The following is a 15,944-nucleotide window of genomic DNA, read 5'->3' as shown; positions in this document are numbered from 1 at the left end:
CACCGCGGGACGGAAGAGAGAAGGCCGCTCAGAACACTCCTGAGCGGCCTTCGGAGAAGCCGTGACCGGAATCGAACCGGCGTAACTCGCTTTGCAGGCGAGTCCCTCAACCACTCGGGCACACGGCTGTGGGGTGGTTACGGGTACGACCGTACGGGGGGTCCCGAGGGGCGGGAAGGGGGGCGCGGGGGCTGCAATGCGACTGCCATGCTGCGTTCACGGTCTGCGTGGTCCTAGGTCCCGCGGCCTAACGCGGAATCCGCCGAATTGACAGGGGCGCAACCTGGGCACGCGCCTTACTCTGGGGCGATGAGTGCCCTCGAACCCCGCGTGCCACAGCGCAGTGTGCCGGTCCCGCCCCAGCCCCAGGGCGGGATTCTGGGGTCCGCGTACCGGACGCTCAGTATCGGGATCATCTCCGTCATTTTTTTGATCGCCTTCGAGGCGACCGCCGTGGGGACGGCCATGCCCGTTGCCGCCCGGGAGCTGGAGGGGATCGGGTTGTACGCCTTCGCGTTCTCCGCCTACTTCACCACCAGCCTCTTCGGGATGGTGCTGTCCGGGCAGTGGGCCGACCGGCAGGGGCCGCTGCGGCCGCTGACCGTCGGTATCGGAGCCTTCGCCGCCGGGCTGGTGCTCGCGGGGACCGCCGGGGACATGTGGGTGTTCGTCCTCGGGCGGGCCGTGCAGGGGTTCGGTGGCGGGCTCGTCATCGTCGCCCTCTACGTCGTGGTGAGCCGGGCGTACGAGGAGCGGCTGCGGCCCGCGATCATGGCCGCCTTCGCCGCGAGCTGGGTGGTGCCGTCGATCGTCGGGCCCCTGGCCGCGGGGACCGTGACCGAGCACCTCGGCTGGCGCTGGGTGTTCCTCGGCATACCGGCGCTGGTCGTCGTCCCGCTGGTGGTGGCCCTGCCGGCGATACGGCGGACCGCGTCCGGGCCGGTGGATCCGGACGCGCCGCCCGCCGCCCTCGACCGGCGGCGGATCCGGCTGGCGCTCGGGATCTCCGTCGGGGCGGGGCTCCTGCAGTACGCCGCGCAGGACCTCCGGTGGCTGTCGCTGCTTCCGGCCGCGGCCGGTACGGCGCTGCTGGTGCCCGCCGTACGGGGGCTGCTGCCGCGCGGGACCTACCTGGCGCGGCGGGGGCTGCCGTCGGTGGTGCTGCTGCGCGGGGTGGCCGCGGGGTCGTTCATCGCGGCGGAGAGCTTCGTGCCGCTGATGCTGGTCACGCAGCGGGGGCTGAGCCCGACGCTGGCCGGGTTCTCGCTGGCGGCGGGCGGGGTGACCTGGGCGGGCGGCTCGTGGCTGCAGTCGAAGGGGCGGATGGCCCCGTACCGGGGGCGGTTGATGGTCGCCGGGATGGTGCTCGTGGCCTTGGCCATCGCCACGGCCCCGGCCGTGCTGATCGAGTCCGTTCCGGTGTGGACGCTGGCCGCTGCGTGGGCGGTGGGGTGCCTGGGGATGGGGCTGGTGATCGGCTCCACGAGTGTGCTGCTGCTGGAGCTTTCGGCGCCGGAGGAGGCGGGGGCCAATTCCGCTGCGCTGCAGATCTCGGACGCGCTGGCCAACGTGGTGCTGCTGGCGGCGGGGGGCGCGGCGTTCGCCGCTCTGGGCGGGGGAGCGGTGGGCGCGGCGCATGCCGTGGCCGCCGAGGGGGCGGGCTCGCACCCCGCGGCGTTCCTGGTCGTGTTCCTGCCGATGGCCTGCGTGGCGTTGGTGGGGGCCTGGGTCGCGACCCGGCTGCACGCCGATGGGCCCCGGCCGGGGCCGGTGGCTGCGCAGGCGTAGGCGGGTTGCGCCGCGGGCCGCGTGCCGCTGGGGGCTCTGCCCCTCAGGCCCCCGCGCCTCAAACGCCGGCGGGGCTGGATTCGCCCGGGGAAGTGGCGCAAGAAGCCGTCCGCCAGTACCTGCAGCAGGAACGGGCGCGGGCCGGGAGCGAGGCCGCGCGGTTGGCGCAGCGGCATCAAGTGCTGCTGAACAGGCTCAGCCAGTGACCGGGACCGGGGCCGGGATCGGGATCGGCGTGCGGCATCTGACCCTTGCCGAGGTGCTGGACGTGGCCCGCGTCGCCTGTCTCGCCGACGAGCAGGGCGTCGAGCTGCCCGCGCCCGGGCTGCCGGAGTCCGCCGTGCACCGGCCGCGGGCCCGGATGTTCGGTGCGCCGGCCTGCGAGGACCCGTACGAGCAGGCGGCCGCGCTGCTGCACGGGGTCGCGGTCGAGCGCGCCGTCCGGCTCGCCGCCGCGGCCTTCCTCGCCGTGAACGGCATGGACCTGGCCGACGCCGCCAGGACGCCGCGTACGCCCTGGTCATCGATGTCGCGGCCGGCGGCGAGGCCGATGTGGCCCGTATCGCCGACCGGTTGCGCCGGATGTGACGCTCACCGCACCCGCCGAGGTCACGGGCCTGTCCCTCCGCGAGGGGCCGGCCGGCCCCGGTAAGGTGGCCCGGTTGTCCTACGTACGACCGCCGCCACCGCCGCCGAGAGCCCGAACCGGAGACCGTGACTACTACCGCCTCCCACCACCTCTCACCCGCCTTCCCCGGCCGTGCCCCCTGGGGTACCGCCAGCAAGCTGCGCGCCTGGCAGCAGGGTGCGCTGGACCGGTACGTCCAGACCCAGCCCCGCGACTTCCTCGCGGTCGCGACGCCCGGCGCAGGCAAGACGACCTTCGCCCTGACGCTCGCGTCCTGGCTGCTGCACCACCATGTCGTGCAGCAGGTGACCGTCGTCGCGCCGACCGAGCACCTGAAGAAGCAGTGGGCCGAGGCCGCCGCCCGGATAGGCATCCGGCTGGACCCGGAGTACTCCGCCGGGCCGCTGAGCAAGGACTACCACGGGGTCGCCGTCACGTACGCGGGTGTCGGCGTGCGGCCGATGCTGCACCGCAACCGCTGCGAGCAGCGCAAGACCCTCGTCATCCTCGACGAGATCCACCACGCCGGTGACTCGAAGTCCTGGGGCGAGGCCTGCCTGGAGGCCTTCGACCCGGCGACCCGGCGCCTCGCGCTGACCGGTACGCCCTTCCGGTCCGACACCAACCCCATTCCCTTCGTCACCTACGAAGAGGGGAACGACGGGATTCGGCGGTCGTCCGCCGACTACACCTACGGGTACGGGAATGCCCTGGGTGACGGCGTCGTCCGGCCCGTGATCTTCCTTTCCTACAGCGGCAACATGCGCTGGCGCACCAAGGCGGGCGACGAGATCGCCGCCCGCCTCGGCGAGCCGATGACCAAGGACGCCATCTCGCAGGCCTGGCGCACCGCGCTGGATCCGCGCGGCGACTGGATGCCGAACGTGCTGCGCGCCGCCGACCAGCGGCTGACCGAGGTCCGCAAGGGCATCCCGGACGCGGGCGGGCTGGTCATCGCCTCCGACCAGGACTCGGCGCGCGCGTACGCCAAGCTGATCCGCGAGATCACCGGGACGAAGGCCACCCTGGTGCTCTCCGACGACACCGGCGCCTCGAAGAACATCGACACCTTCAGCGGGAACGACGACCGCTGGATGGTCGCGGTCCGGATGGTGTCCGAGGGCGTCGACGTACCGCGCCTCGCGGTCGGGGTGTACGCCACGACGATCTCGACGCCGCTGTTCTTCGCGCAGGCCGTCGGGCGTTTCGTGCGCTCGAGGCGGCGCGGCGAGACGGCTTCCGTGTTCCTGCCGACCATTCCTTATCTTCTGGGCTTCGCGAACGAGATGGAGGTCGAACGCGACCACGTCCTCGACAAGCCGAAGAAGAAGGGTGAGGACGACCCGTACGCCGAGTCCGAGAAGGAGATGGACGAGGCGAACCGGCAGGAGGACGAGGACACCGGCGAGGACGAGCAGATGTCCTTCGAGGCGCTGGAGTCCGACGCCGTCTTCGACCGGGTGCTGTACGACGGCGCCGAGTTCGGCATGCAGGCGCACCCGGGCAGCGAGGAGGAGCAGGACTACCTCGGCATCCCGGGACTGCTGGAGCCGGACCAGGTGCAGATGCTGCTGCAGAAGCGGCAGTCGCGGCAGATCGCGCACAGCCGGCGCAAGCCGGACACGGAGGCGGACCTGCTGGAGCTGCCGGCCGACCGGCGGCCGGTGGTCTCGCACAAGGAGCTGCTGGAGCTGCGGAAGTCGCTGAACACGATGGTGGGGGCGTACGTCCACCAGAGCGGCAAGCCGCACGGGGTGATCCACACCGAGCTGCGGCGCGTGTGCGGCGGGCCGCCGAGCGCGGAGGCGACGGCGGGGCAGCTGCGGGAGCGGATCAAGAAGGTGCAGGAGTGGGCCACGCGGATGCGGTGAGCCCGTCGCCGGTGGTCCCGTTCTCCGGTCGTCCCGTCCTTCCGTCCTTCCGTTCCTACGGACTGTGTCCCGGGGTTCGTGCGGAGATTCGTACGGGCCCCGGTCACGTTCCGTGTCCGTCCGCGGGTCCGAGTACGGCGCTGCGGGGGTCGCGGACTCGGGACCGGCGTCGGGGGATCGCACAGGCACCGCCGGCGGGCCGAGGTCACGAATCCGCTCCGCGGGCGCTCCTGAACCGGCACAAAGGGGTAGTTGGCGCCCGGATTCTGGACGAGGCCTTCCGCTGAGCGGACCCGCTCGCTACTGTCCCCGCATCGAACGCCCCGTGGCAGCGCCGCCGCGGGAGCGCAGCCGGTGCCATGGCCGCTACCGGCGGCCTCTCCGTGCGTCGCCGTGGGACCGGCGTCGTTCCACCCCGAGAGTCACCGCCGCTCACCGAGAGAGGGAGAGGCGTCGTGACCGCGGAAACCTCCCAGACTCTGGACCGAGGGCTCAGAGTCCTCAAACTGCTCGCCGACACCGACCACGGTCTGACCGTCACCGAGCTCTCCAACCGCCTCGGTGTCAACCGCACCGTGGTCTACCGCCTGCTGGCCACCCTCGAGCAGCACGCCCTGGTCCGCCGCGACCTCGGCGGGCGGGCCCGCGTCGGGCTCGGGGTGCTGCGGCTCGGGCGGCAGGTGCACCCGCTCGTGCGTGAGGCGGCCCTGCCGGCGCTGCGGTCCCTCGCCGAGGACATAGGCGCCACGGCGCACCTGACCCTCGTCGACGGCACCGAGGCACTCGCCGTGGCCGTCGTCGAGCCGACCTGGACCGACTACCACGTGGCCTACCGGCCCGGCTTCCGCCACCCGCTGGACCGCGGGGCGGCCGGGCGGGCGATTCTGGCGGCCCGTCAGGGCACGCTCACCGAGCCCGGCTACACGCTGACTCACGGGGAGCTCGAAGCGGGCGCCAGCGGCGCTGCAGCGCCCCTCGTGGGCATCACGGGACTGGAGGGCAGCGTGGGCGTCGTGATGCTGTCCGACGCCGTGCCCGAGCGGGTCGGCCCGCGCGTCGTGGACGCAGCCCGCGAGGTCGCTGACGCCCTGCGCTGACGCCCTGCGCCGACGCCCCTGAGCCGTGGCGCGCCGAAGCCGTGCGCGCAGGCGCGTCGGTGACCCCCTGGGGGTGGCGGGGATGGCGGGGCGTGGGCGCATCGGGGGGCGCCCGATAGATTGGACGGGTGCTCTCTCGCCTCACACGTCTGCCGCGTCCCGCCGCCCTGGCCGTTTGCGCCCTGCCCGTGCTCGGGCTGTTCGCCGCCGCGGCCTTCGCGCCGCTGCCCTTCGTGATCGCCCAGCCGGGGCTCACGGCCGACGTGCTCGGCGCCCGCGACGGCAAGCCCGTGATCACGGTGACGGGCGCCCCGACCCGGCAGACCACGGGCCAGCTCCGGATGACCACGATCCAGGCCACCGGTCCCTCCACCACCGTGACCCTGCCCGAGCTCGTCGACGACTGGTTCGACAGCAGCCGGGCGGTCATGCCCAAGGAGGCGGTCTACCCCTCGGGCGGAAGCGACAAGGAGATCGAGGCGCACAACCTGGAGGAAATGGCCACGTCGCAGTCGACGGCCACCCAGGCCGCCCTCGGCTACCTCCACAAGGACCCGAAGGACGTGAAGGTCCAGCTCAACCTCGCCGATGTGGGCGGCCCGAGCGCCGGCCTGCTCTTCTCCCTCGGCATCGTCGACAAGCTCGACGGCGACGGCAGCGGCGGAGATCTCACCGGCGGCCGCACCATCGCCGGTACGGGCACCATCAGTGCGGACGGCAAGGTCGGCGCGGTCGGCGGCGTGGCCCTGAAGACCCAGGCCGCGCAGCGCGACGGGGCGAGCGTGTTCCTCGTACCGGAGGCCGAGTGCGCCGACGCGCAGTCCGAACTCCCCGAGGGGCTCCGGCTGGTCCCCGTCAGTTCGCTGACGGACGCGGTGCAGTCGCTGCGTGCGCTGACCCGGGGAGAGCCGGTTCCGTCCTGCTGATCTCGGCGGGGCCGGCCGGCTCCGGTGTGCGCTCCATCGTGCGCCAGGCGGGGAAGACCAGCGGCGCGAGCGTGGTCAGCAGGTACCCGCCGCCGAACAGCAGCAGTGCCGGCGTCGCCCCGAGCCCGTCGACGAACAGGCCCGCGGCGAGCCCGCCCAGCGGCATGGTCAGCTCGCAGCCCGCGGTGGTCACGCCCGAGACGCGGCTGCGCAGCTCGTCCGGGACCCTCTCGTAGAGCACGGTGGTCAGGATCGGGTTGAGCATGCCCGCGCCGAGCCCGGACAGCGCCATCGTCACCGCGAGCGGCAGCGGGGTGTCGGTGAAGGCTGCCACCGCGTACCGGGGTGCACCGCACAGCAGGAAGGCCGTTGTGTACACGGCCCTGCGGGAGAACCGCTCGCCCCACACCCCGTAGAGCAGGGCGCCCAGCAGCGCGAAGCCGCCGAAGAGGGAGACGAGCAGGCCGACCGCGGTGGCGCCGCCGAGCGCCTCGCGGCCGTGCACGGGCAGCAGGACCGCGGACCAGCCCTGGTCCAGGCCGTTGGTCATCATCACCATCACGGTGATGCCGGCCAGCAGCCGCGAGCGGGTGAGGAAGGTCCAGCCCTCGGCCAGTTCGGCCCGGTAGCCGGCGAAGGAGATCTTCCCGGGGGCCCGCTGCGGCTCGGCGGCCGGTACCCCGCGCAGGAACGCGGTGACCAGCAGCGCCGACACGGTGAAGGTGGCCGCGTCCAGCAGGAGGGCGGACTCGGCCCCGAAGACCGAGATCAGTACGCCGGCCAGCGCGGCCCCGATCATCCGGGCTCCGCGGGAGACCGCGTCGTACAGGCTCGCCGCCCGGGCCACGGTGGTGCCGGCGTGCTCGGCGAGGTCCGGCAGCAGGACGCCGCGGGCGGTCAGGCCGGGTGTGTGCACGAGGCCCCCGACGGCCATCAGCGCGCACAGCATCCAGAACTCCAGCGCGCCCGCGTAGTGCAGCAGCGGGATCGCGCCGACCGAGACGGCGCAGATGAGGTCTGAGGCCGCCGAGACCCGGCGGCGGCCGATCCGGTCGATGACGGGGCCGCCCACGAGCGCGGCGACGACGACGGGCAGGGTGGCGCAGAAGGCGACGACCCCGGCCCGGCCGGCGCTGCCCGTGGTCTGCAGCACGAACCACGGGACGCCGATCAGGGTGAGCGAACTCCCGGCTATGGAGATGGTGTTGGCGGCCAGAACGGCCGCGAAGGGGCGCCGGCTCATGCGGCGTGCGGGGCGTGCGCGGCGCGCGCGATCCGGGCGTGGACGTGCGCCGGCTGCATCAGCCGGATCCCGGCGCCGACCAGGGCCTCGCCGAGCAGGTTGCGCAGGGCGGGGGCGGCCGCCGGAGCGGCTTCGCGGGCGAGGTGCCAGGCGGCGGCCTCGGCGGCGAGTTCGGCGGTACGGGCGGCGTGCGTCTCGGCGTGGATCTCGGCGGGCGTGAAGGCGTGCATGGCAGGACTCCTTCTGCAGAAAATGCAGAGAATGCGGGACTGCGGGACTGCGGGACTGCGGTTATGCGGGGAATCAGGGGAACGAGAAGGCGAAGGGAGCAAGGGCGCGGGGCGCCGGGTGGCTACCCGCCGGCGCGCGGAAAGGCGTGCGTGTGGAAGCGGACGGTTTCCATTCCCTCCGCGGGCGGCAGATCGCGGTAGCCGTCGATCAGGTCGTGCACCTTGCGGACGAGCTCGAGGCTCTGCTCGGCGGTCAGGCGCAGCGTGAAGTCGCTGATGTCCGAGGCCCGGCGCCAGTCCTGGGACCAGCTGTGGGCATTGCCGAGCCAGGTGCTCATCTCCTGCGTGTGGATCGTCGCGATCTCGTGCAGGAACAGGTCCGCGGCGCCGCGCGTTTCCGGGTCCTCGTGGTACAGCAGCGACTCGTCGAACTGCGTGCCCTGGTGTGCGGCCTTCCACCAGCGCTCGCGGCCCTTGCCGTGCTCGGGCGCGTCCTCGACGAAGCCGTGGGCGGCGAGCTGGCGCAGGTGGTAGCTGGTGGACCCGCTGGACTCCCCGAGCCGTTCCGCCAGCTGGGACGCGGTGGCCGGGCCGTCGTGGCGCAGTGTGGCCAGCATGCGGATGCGCAGCGGGTGGGCGAGGCCGCGCAGGGAGCGGGCGTCGAGCGTGCGGACCTGGGGTTCCGGGGTTTCCGGGGCTTCCGGCTCTTCGGGCATGGCTCAACAGTAGAGTTGCAAAGAGTCCTATGCAAGGGTTTCTTTGCAACGTCTTCTTTGGAACCTCGGGGAACCACCCGAAGGGCTCAGCCCTCGTGTGCCGCCTGCTCCACCAGGGGGATGACCCGCAGTGGTACCGGGTTCTCCATGACGATCGCCGTCGAGGCCCGCACGATCCCCTCGAACCCGACGACCCGGTCGATCACCCGCTGCAGATCGGCGTTGGACCGGGCCACGAGCCGGCACAGCATGTCCCCGTGCCCGGTCGTGGTGTGCAGCTCCAGCACCTCCGGTACGCCGTCCAGGTGCGCCCGCACGTCCGACCCCTGGCCCTGCTTGATCTCCAGCGTGGCGAACGCGGTGACCGGATACCCGAGCGCCGCCGGGTCCACCTGGGGGCCGAACCCGCGGATCACCCCGTTGGCCTGGAGCCGGTCCAGGCGCGCCTGCACCGTGCCGCGGGCCACGCCCAGCCGGCGCGATGCCTCCAGGACCCCGATCCGGGGCTCGCGGGCGAGCAGGACGATGAGCCGCCCGTCGAGTTCGTCGATGCCCATGATTCCTCCGGGGTGGGTGCGATGGGTGGTCATACTGCACAGATCATTCAACAATCCTCCGGCCCTGCTGGTCAGTCTGTACAGCCAAATAGGAAACTATTGCGCAGCTTGTGGATCGGCGGGACTCTGCGCTCATGACTGAGACCCTCGACACCACCCCGCACACCGCGCGTGAGGCAGACCCCTTCCCGGTGAAGGGCATGGACGCGGTCGTCTTCGCCGTGGGCAACGCCAAGCAGGCCGCGCACTACTACTCCACCGCCTTCGGCATGAAGCTCGTCGCCTACTCCGGACCGGAGAACGGCGCCCGCGAGACGGCCAGCTACGTCCTGACCAACGGCTCCGCGCGCTTCGTCCTGACCTCGGTGATCAAGCCGACGACGGACCACGGCCGTTTCCTCGCCGAGCACGTCACCGAGCACGGCGACGGCGTCATCGACCTCGCGATCGAGGTTCCGGACGCACGCGCGGCGTACGCGTACGCCGTCGAGCAGGGCGCGCGCGGGCTGGACGAGCCGTACGAGATGAAGGACGAGCACGGCACGGTCGTGCTGGCCGCCATCGCGACGTACGGGCAGACCCGCCACACGCTGGTCGAGCGCGTCGACTACACCGGGCCGTACCTGCCGGGCTACGTCGCCGTCGAGCCGATGGTGGCGGCGCCCGCCAAGCGGACCTTCCAGGCGATCGACCACTGCGTGGGCAACGTCGAGCTCGGCCGGATGAACGAGTGGGTCGCGTTCTACAACAAGGTCATGGGCTTCACGAACATGAAGGAGTTCGTGGGCGACGACATCGCGACCGAGTACTCGGCGCTGATGTCGAAGGTGGTCGCGGACGGGACGAAGAAGGTCAAGTTCCCGATCAACGAGCCGGCGATCGCGAAGAAGAAGTCGCAGATCGACGAGTACCTGGAGTTCTACGGCGGCCCCGGCGTCCAGCACATCGCGCTGGCCTCGAACGACATCGTGGCGACCGTGCGCACGATGCGCGCGGCGGGCGTGCAGTTCCTGTCGGTCCCGGACTCGTACTACGACACGCTCGGCGAGTGGGTCGGTGACACGCGGGTGCCGATCGACGAGCTGCGCGAGCTGAAGATCCTGGCCGACCGGGACGAGGACGGCTACCTGCTGCAGATCTTCACCAAGCCGGTGCAGGACCGCCCGACGGTGTTCTTCGAGATCATCGAGCGGCACGGCTCGATGGGCTTCGGCAAGGGCAACTTCAAGGCGCTGTTCGAGGCGATCGAGCGGGAGCAGGAGAAGCGGGGCAACCTCTAGGTTGCGTTGCGGGTTCCGGGCCCCTGGCGCCGTCCGTCGGCGCCGGGGGCCCTGCCGTTTGCCGCCGGCGGAGCCGGGTGCCTCAGGCCTTGGCCGGGCCGGGTTTGGGGGACGGGGACGACGGGCTCGGCTTCGGCTTCGGTTTCACCGCCGCGGCCGGGGGCTTGGGTTTGGCCGCCTTGGGGAGGTCCGGGGCCACCCACGGTCTGGTCGGCTGCATGTTCTCCGGGCCGCCCGGCGGCGGCTGGCCGATCGAGGCGAGGGCCTCCTTCGCCAGCGGGACCCGGGCGGGGGAGAACCGCGGGTTCGTGCGCAGCGCCTCCTGCAGGTGGCGCCGGGCCCCCGCGTCGTCGCCCAGATTCCGCTCGATCATCGCCCGGTGGTACGCGAAGTCCGCGATCCGCGCTCCCCGCTCCGTCGACTTCTTCGCGTACTCCAGTGCTCCCGCGTCGTCGCCCGTCTTGTGCAGCGCCCACGCCAGCGCATCCGCCACCTGCATGTTCTTGTGCCGCGACCACTCCTGCGTCAGCCGCCGCACGGCCACCCCCGGATCCCCGTGGTCCGCCTCGAACAGGCCGAGGACCACCGCCTCGTTCACCCCGTCCGCCGCGCCCCGCGCAGCCGCCGCGCGCAGCATCTCGTACGGGGCCTTCGCCTCGTCGCGCCGCCCCAGCGCATCCAGCAGCTCGCCCAGCTCCAGCGCCAGCCGCGGCTCCTGCGCCCGGCCCAGCGCCAGCCGGTAGTCCCGGACGGCCTCCCCGCCCCGGCCCAGCCCGGCCAGCGCCCTGGCCCGGCCGCCCAGCGCCTCCGCCTGCGCCGGGTCCGCCCGCAGCGCGCCCTCGTACTGGCGCAGCGCCTCCTTCGCGTCCCCCCGCTCCCAGGCCAGTTCCCCGAGCCGGAACAGCACGTACGCCTTCTCCGCCGGCGACTTCGCCGCACCTCCGGCGTGCTCCATCGCCATCGTCGCGTCCTCGCGCCAGCCGCGGTCCCGGTACACCTGCGAGGCCCGGATGAACGCCGCCAGCCCCGGCCGCAGGTCCACCAGCCGCTCCATCGACCGCTCGGCGGCCTTGTAGTCGCCGAGGCCCGTGTACGCGTCCACCAGCACCGGGTACGCCGTCCACCGCTTCGGCGCCTGCGCCCGTACGAGCTCGCCCCACTGCCTCCCGGTCCCGAAGTCGCCCCGGGCGTTGGCCAGCGTGCCCATGCCCGTCATCGCGTCGAAGTTGCCCTTCTCGGCCGGGCGGATCTCCAGCGACCGCTTCAGCGCCTTCTCGGCCTTCGGATACCAGCCGGGCTCCGCCGTCCGGCGCGCCTGCTCCAGGTACGCCGCCCCGAGCACCGCCCAGGACGCGTCGTCCTTCTCGTGCCCCGCGACCCACTTCTCCCGGTCCGCGACCAGCGCCGTCAGGTCCACGGCCGCCGCCGGTGCGCCCATGCCGACCGCCGAGGCGGCCCGCTCGGTGGGCCCCGGCGGGCGCGCGTCGTCGCCCTGGCGGGCCGGCCGGACCAGCAGGGCCCCGGCGATCAGGACCACCGCGACCGCGGCCGCCACGAGCGTCTTGCGGCCGGTGAAGGTCACGGGTGGCGCGGGCTGCTGCGCTTCCTCGTCGATTCGGGCGATTCGGTCGATACGGTCCATGGGGTCACTGTGCGTCAATATGATGAGTTCGCCGAGGTGTCCGAAGCCCGTCGCGGCCGTGTTCACACCGATGGCCCCCGGTGTCACGCTGGGCTCATGGATGTCATGGACGACGATCTCTCCGTACGTCTGCGCGCGAGCCTCCTGGAGGGGCTCCCCGCCGAGGCCCTCCTCACCGACCCCGAGGTGACCGCCTCCTACGCCACCGACATGGCCAACTTCTGCGCCGCCGGCACCCCGGCGGCCGTGGTCCTGCCCCGCACCGTCGAACAGGTGCAGCACGTGCTGCGCACCGCCACCGCCCTACGGGTCCCCGTCGTCCCGCAGGGCGCCCGCACGGGTCTGTCGGGCGCCGCCAACGCCTCCGACGGCTGCATCCTTCTCTCCCTCGTCAAGATGGACCGGATCCTCGAGATCAACACCGTCGACCGCATCGCCGTCGTCGAACCCGGCGTCGTGAACGCGGTGCTCTCACGGGCCGTCGCCGCACAGGGCCTGTACTACCCGCCCGACCCCTCCAGCTGGGAGCAGTGCACGATCGGCGGCAACATCGGCACCGCGTCCGGCGGCCTGTGCTGCGTCAAGTACGGCGTCACCGCCGAGTACGTGCTCGGCCTCGACGTGGTCCTCGCCGACGGGCGGCTGCTGCGTACGGGCCGGCGTACCGCCAAGGGCGTCGCCGGATACGACCTCACCCGGCTCTTCGTCGGCTCCGAGGGCAGCCTCGGCGTCGTCGTCCGGGCCGTCCTCGCCCTGCGCCCCGCACCGCCCCGGCAGCTCGCGCTGGCCGCCGAGTTCCCCTCGGCCGCGGCCGCCTGCGCGGCCGTCTGCGCCGTCATGGAGGCCGGACTCACACCCTCGCTGCTGGAACTGATGGACCGTACGACCGTCCGCGCCGTCAACGCACTCGGCAACATGGGCCTGCCGGACACCACCGAGGCCCTGCTCCTCGCCGCCTTCGACACCCCGCACGCGCCCGACGACCTCGCGGCCGTGGGGAAGCTGTGCACGGCCGCCGGAGCGACCGCCGTCGTCCCCGCCGAGGACGAGGCGGAGTCCGAACTGCTGCTCCAGGCCCGCCGGATGTCGCTGACCGCCCTGGACACCCTGCGGCCGGCGACGATGATCGACGACGTCTGCGTACCGCGCTCGCGGCTCGCCGAGATGCTGGACGGCACGGCCGTCATCGCCCGCACGTACGACCTGCTCATCGGGGTCTGCGCGCACGCCGGCGACGGCAACACCCACCCGGTGGTCTGCTTCGACCCGGCCGACGAGGACGAGACGCGCCGGGCCCGCGAGTCCTTCGACGAGATCATGGCGCTGGGACTGGCGCTCGGCGGGACCATCACCGGCGAGCACGGGGTCGGGGTCCTGAAGAAGGAGTGGCTCGCGAGGGAACTGGGGCCGGTGGGGCTGGAAATGCAGCGCGCGGTCAAGCACGCCTTCGATCCACTCGGCCTGCTCAACCCCGGCAAGCTCTTCTGACCGTACGCCGGGTATGGAACGTACGAGGCTGAGATGGCGGATCCGCATCACAGGTCGCCGTCCGCCGACTCGTCCGACGGCCACGGGTCCCGCATCCACAGGTCGTCGGCCGGGGTCGGCGTGAGCAGCTCCGCCAGCGCATCGTCCAGGCCCAGCCGCTCGGCCTCGGTGCCGGGCGGGACCACGCGCAGCGTGCGCTCCAGCCAGGCCGACACCGAGCCGGCCGGGGCCTCCAGCAGTGCGTCGCCGTCGGGGGAGGTCAGGGCCATGCAGAGGACGGCCCTGTTGTCGACCTTCGTGGGCCAGATCCGGACGTCTCCGTGGCCGCACGGACGGAACACCCCCTCGACCAGCAGCTCGCGGGCGAAGGTCCAGTTGACCGGGGTGCTGGAGCCGGTGTGGAAGGTGACGTGCACGGCGTACGGGTCGTCCGTCAGGTAGACCAGCCGGGCGGGGACGGCGACGCTGCGCTCGGGGGACAGGACCAGCTTGAGTTCCAGCTCGCGCTCGATGACGGGGTGGTGCATGGCGGCCTCACTTCGGGATCTCCGGTTCGTGTCGCAGGGCCGGGTTCGCGCCCCACACCCGGAGAGAGCGCCGATGTGCCCGGGTATGACGCGACTTCGCGCACCGAATCGGGGATTGGCCTGATCCTGTCGGATGGCTGAAAACAGCCGTAGGGTGCGACGTTCGCTCAAAGGCTTGGATTCTCCCGTTACCGGACCTGTCGGGGCACGGTTCTTGGCTATGGTCCTCCCCTGCACAAGCCTCAAGCCACGATCGGAGTTGGGGACATTGACGGCCTCCCCTGGTGACGGCGAGCACGCGGCCCGCGAGGGCTACTACCCCGATCCGTCCATCCCCGGGTTCGTCCGGTACTGGAACGGCCTCAACTGGGTCCCGGGTACGAGCCGCCCTGCCGCCCGGTCCGACGAGACGGGCCCGGTGTTCCTGGACGAGACCGGCGTGACCGAGGCGCTGCCGGAGCCCGAGCCCGAGCCCGAGCCGGAGCGGGAGGCCGAGCCCGAACCCGTCGCCGGGCCCGCCGTGGCGGCACCCGGGCCCGCCTGGCAGGCCGACCCGCTGCACCAGTCCGGCTTCGGCGGGTCCCGCGACCACCGGGTGTCCTGGGGCAGCCCGCCGCCGCCGGAGCCCGACGCGGGGCACGCGCCCGCCCCTTCGGCGGGGGTCTCGCTGGGGCGCGGGCCGCGCCCGGAGCCGCTGGACGCGGCCGAACGGCCGGAGCGCGGGCCGGGGGTGTCCTTCGCCCGTACGCCGTCCGCCGCTGCGGCGGCGACCGCGGAGCGGTTCCCCGCGCAGGCCGCGGCGCGGGGCTCCGCCGAGGGCGTGGGGATCCTGTCCGCGCGCTCCCCGGCCGCCCAGGCCCCTGCGCCCGCTCCGGCTCCTGTGCCTGCTGCGGCTCCCGCTCCGGCTCCCGTCGAGCCCGAGTGGCCCGCCGCCCCCGGGGGCAGTGCCGGGCCGTCCGGGCTCACCTCCTCCTGGCCGCAGACCCCGCTGCGCCGCGACCCGGCACCGCGGCCCGAGCCGGTGGTGGCCCGGCCCGAGCCGGACGCCCCGGTGGCCTGGGACCCGGCTGCCCGGCCCGAGCCCGAGGCCCCGCTGCGCCGCGACCCGGTGGCGCGCCCCGAGCCCGAGCCGCCGGTATGGCGCGACCCGGCAGCCGCTTCGGCAGCCCGGTCCGTACATGCGCCGTCTTCGCCGGCCGCGCAGTCCCCGGCGGCCCGACGGCCCGCGTCCGGGTCCCGGCCAGCCGCAGGGTCCGCCCCGGCTTCCGCCCCCGCCCCCCGCCCGGCGGCCACCCCCGCCGAGGCGGATCACGGCATCGAGGCGCCGGCGGCCGGCCGACCGGCCGACCGGCCCACCGAGCGGGCCGTCTTCGAGCGGATGGCGGAGCGGGCCGTCCGCCCCGCCGGGCTCGTCCGCCGGGCCCTGGCCCGCGCGCTGGACACCCTCGTGCTCGGCGCGGTCGCGGCGGGGACCGCCTGGCCCCTCGCACCCGCGGCCACCGCCCACCTCGAGGCCAAGGTCGACGCCGCGAAGGGCAGCGGCCGGACCACCACCGTGTGGCTGTTCGACACCACCATGGCCGGATACCTCGGCCTCGTCCTGGGCGCCGTACTGCTCTTCGGGGTGTTCTACGAGGCACTGCCCACCGCCCGCTGGGGCCGCACCCCGGGCAAGAAGCTCCTCGGGGTCCGGGTGCTGTCCGCCGCCACGCTCCGCCCGCCCACGTTCGGCGCGGCCCTGCGCCGCTGGCTGGTGTACGCGTTCCTCGGGCTCCCCGGCAGCCTCTGGTGCCTGGCGGACCGGCCCCGCCGCCGGGGCTGGCACGACCGGGCGGCCAGGACGTACGTGGCCCGCTAGGGAGTGTCGTCAAAGTGGCGTCGGCCGCCCGGAAGGGCGGGGCTGGCGGGGTCTGGTGCGTGCGCTCGCAAGGCGGAGGAGGGAAGCGACGCG

14 protein-coding genes and 1 tRNA gene are annotated in these 15,944 nt (G+C 73.2%); 8 read left to right on the top strand and 7 right to left on the bottom strand.

Annotation, left to right across the window (positions count from 1 at the left end; all coding sequences use genetic code 11):
* Positions 1–56: 56 nt before the first annotated feature.
* Positions 57–128: transfer RNA gene (locus tag ACZ5WG_RS13730), tRNA-Cys, on the bottom strand.
* Between the two features lie 181 nt (positions 129–309).
* Between ACZ5WG_RS13730 and ACZ5WG_RS13725 the strand changes: the two genes are divergently transcribed.
* From ACZ5WG_RS13725 to ACZ5WG_RS13705, 5 genes are all read left to right on the top strand, one after another.
* The gene (locus ACZ5WG_RS13725; RefSeq protein ID WP_468722950.1) at positions 310–1,788 is read left to right on the top strand and encodes an MFS transporter; all 1,479 of its coding nucleotides are present in this window, start codon (positions 310–312) and stop codon (positions 1,786–1,788) included.
* Positions 1,789–1,990: 202 nt separating this feature from the next.
* The gene (locus ACZ5WG_RS13720) at positions 1,991–2,440 is read left to right on the top strand and encodes a hypothetical protein (protein ID WP_468722949.1); all 450 of its coding nucleotides are present in this window, start codon (positions 1,991–1,993) and stop codon (positions 2,438–2,440) included.
* Between the two features lie 62 nt (positions 2,441–2,502).
* A complete protein-coding gene (locus ACZ5WG_RS13715) occupies positions 2,503–4,287 on the top strand; it encodes a DEAD/DEAH box helicase (RefSeq protein ID WP_468722947.1) in 1,785 nt (594 codons plus the stop codon).
* Between the two features lie 455 nt (positions 4,288–4,742).
* Entirely contained in the window at positions 4,743–5,384 is a 642-nt protein-coding gene (locus tag ACZ5WG_RS13710) for an IclR family transcriptional regulator (RefSeq protein ID WP_053784856.1), read from the top strand.
* Positions 5,385–5,512: 128 nt separating this feature from the next.
* Complete coding sequence (locus ACZ5WG_RS13705; protein WP_468722945.1) at positions 5,513–6,310, top strand: S16 family serine protease; 798 nt, start codon at positions 5,513–5,515, stop codon at positions 6,308–6,310.
* Here ACZ5WG_RS13705 and ACZ5WG_RS13700 read toward each other — a convergent pair.
* From ACZ5WG_RS13700 to ACZ5WG_RS13685, 4 genes are all read right to left on the bottom strand, one after another.
* Positions 6,240–7,553 (bottom strand): MFS transporter, encoded by a 1,314-nt coding sequence (locus tag ACZ5WG_RS13700; RefSeq protein ID WP_468722944.1) that lies wholly within the window; start codon positions 7,551–7,553, stop codon positions 6,240–6,242. The two genes, ACZ5WG_RS13705 and ACZ5WG_RS13700, sit on opposite strands and share 71 nt — an antisense overlap.
* Entirely contained in the window at positions 7,550–7,783 is a 234-nt protein-coding gene (locus tag ACZ5WG_RS13695) for a hypothetical protein (protein WP_468722943.1), read from the bottom strand. The genes ACZ5WG_RS13700 and ACZ5WG_RS13695 overlap by 4 nt, the downstream gene beginning before the upstream one ends.
* 122 nt (positions 7,784–7,905) lie before the next feature.
* The gene (locus ACZ5WG_RS13690) at positions 7,906–8,499 is read right to left on the bottom strand and encodes an ArsR/SmtB family transcription factor (RefSeq protein WP_468722941.1); all 594 of its coding nucleotides are present in this window, start codon (positions 8,497–8,499) and stop codon (positions 7,906–7,908) included.
* Between the two features lie 86 nt (positions 8,500–8,585).
* Positions 8,586–9,056 carry an Lrp/AsnC family transcriptional regulator gene (locus tag ACZ5WG_RS13685; protein WP_468723061.1) on the bottom strand — a complete coding sequence of 157 codons (471 nt, stop codon included), beginning with the start codon at positions 9,054–9,056 and terminating at the stop codon, positions 8,586–8,588.
* A gap of 134 nt (positions 9,057–9,190) precedes the next feature.
* Here ACZ5WG_RS13685 and hppD point away from each other — a divergent pair, with 134 nt between their 5' ends.
* Complete coding sequence (hppD, locus tag ACZ5WG_RS13680) at positions 9,191–10,336, top strand: 4-hydroxyphenylpyruvate dioxygenase (RefSeq protein WP_468722939.1); 1,146 nt, start codon at positions 9,191–9,193, stop codon at positions 10,334–10,336.
* A gap of 82 nt (positions 10,337–10,418) precedes the next feature.
* Here the strand turns inward: hppD and ACZ5WG_RS13675 are convergent, their stop codons facing one another.
* A complete protein-coding gene (locus ACZ5WG_RS13675) occupies positions 10,419–11,978 on the bottom strand; it encodes a tetratricopeptide repeat protein (protein ID WP_468722937.1) in 1,560 nt (519 codons plus the stop codon).
* A 105-nt stretch (positions 11,979–12,083) separates the two neighbouring features.
* On the opposite strand from ACZ5WG_RS13675, the gene ACZ5WG_RS13670 reads away from it, so the two are divergent.
* Entirely contained in the window at positions 12,084–13,466 is a 1,383-nt protein-coding gene (locus tag ACZ5WG_RS13670) for an FAD-binding oxidoreductase (RefSeq protein ID WP_468723060.1), read from the top strand.
* A 47-nt stretch (positions 13,467–13,513) separates the two neighbouring features.
* On the opposite strand, the gene ACZ5WG_RS13665 is transcribed toward ACZ5WG_RS13670, so the two are convergent.
* Positions 13,514–13,993, bottom strand: coding sequence for an SsgA family sporulation/cell division regulator (locus ACZ5WG_RS13665; protein ID WP_468722936.1), 480 nt, complete (start codon positions 13,991–13,993; stop codon positions 13,514–13,516).
* A 268-nt stretch (positions 13,994–14,261) separates the two neighbouring features.
* Between ACZ5WG_RS13665 and ACZ5WG_RS13660 the strand changes: the two genes are divergently transcribed.
* The gene (locus tag ACZ5WG_RS13660; protein WP_468722934.1) at positions 14,262–15,851 is read left to right on the top strand and encodes an RDD family protein; all 1,590 of its coding nucleotides are present in this window, start codon (positions 14,262–14,264) and stop codon (positions 15,849–15,851) included.
* Positions 15,852–15,944: the final 93 nt, after the last annotated feature.

The organism is Streptomyces sp. NPDC032745 (assembly GCF_055579465.1).
The sequence above is the reverse complement of the archived record's forward strand: the minus strand, read 5'-3'. Positions and strand labels throughout refer to the sequence as shown.

Bases quoted from the DNA above. Each gene is read 5' to 3' on its own strand.
- ACZ5WG_RS13670 (WP_468723060.1), top strand. From the start codon at position 12,084: ATGGACGACGATCTCTCCGTACGTCTGCGCGCGAGCCTCCTGGAGGGG.
- ACZ5WG_RS13695 (WP_468722943.1), bottom strand. From the start codon at position 7,783: ATGCACGCCTTCACGCCCGCCGAGATCCACGCCGAGACGCACGCCGCC.
- ACZ5WG_RS13685 (WP_468723061.1), bottom strand. From the start codon at position 9,056: ATGGGCATCGACGAACTCGACGGGCGGCTCATCGTCCTGCTCGCCCGC.
- ACZ5WG_RS13725 (WP_468722950.1), top strand. From the start codon at position 310: ATGAGTGCCCTCGAACCCCGCGTGCCACAGCGCAGTGTGCCGGTCCCG.
- ACZ5WG_RS13665 (WP_468722936.1), bottom strand. From the start codon at position 13,993: ATGCACCACCCCGTCATCGAGCGCGAGCTGGAACTCAAGCTGGTCCTG.
- ACZ5WG_RS13690 (WP_468722941.1), bottom strand. From the start codon at position 8,499: ATGCCCGAAGAGCCGGAAGCCCCGGAAACCCCGGAACCCCAGGTCCGC.
- hppD (WP_468722939.1), top strand. From the start codon at position 9,191: ATGACTGAGACCCTCGACACCACCCCGCACACCGCGCGTGAGGCAGAC.
- ACZ5WG_RS13700 (WP_468722944.1), bottom strand. From the start codon at position 7,553: ATGAGCCGGCGCCCCTTCGCGGCCGTTCTGGCCGCCAACACCATCTCC.
- ACZ5WG_RS13675 (WP_468722937.1), bottom strand. From the start codon at position 11,978: ATGGACCGTATCGACCGAATCGCCCGAATCGACGAGGAAGCGCAGCAG.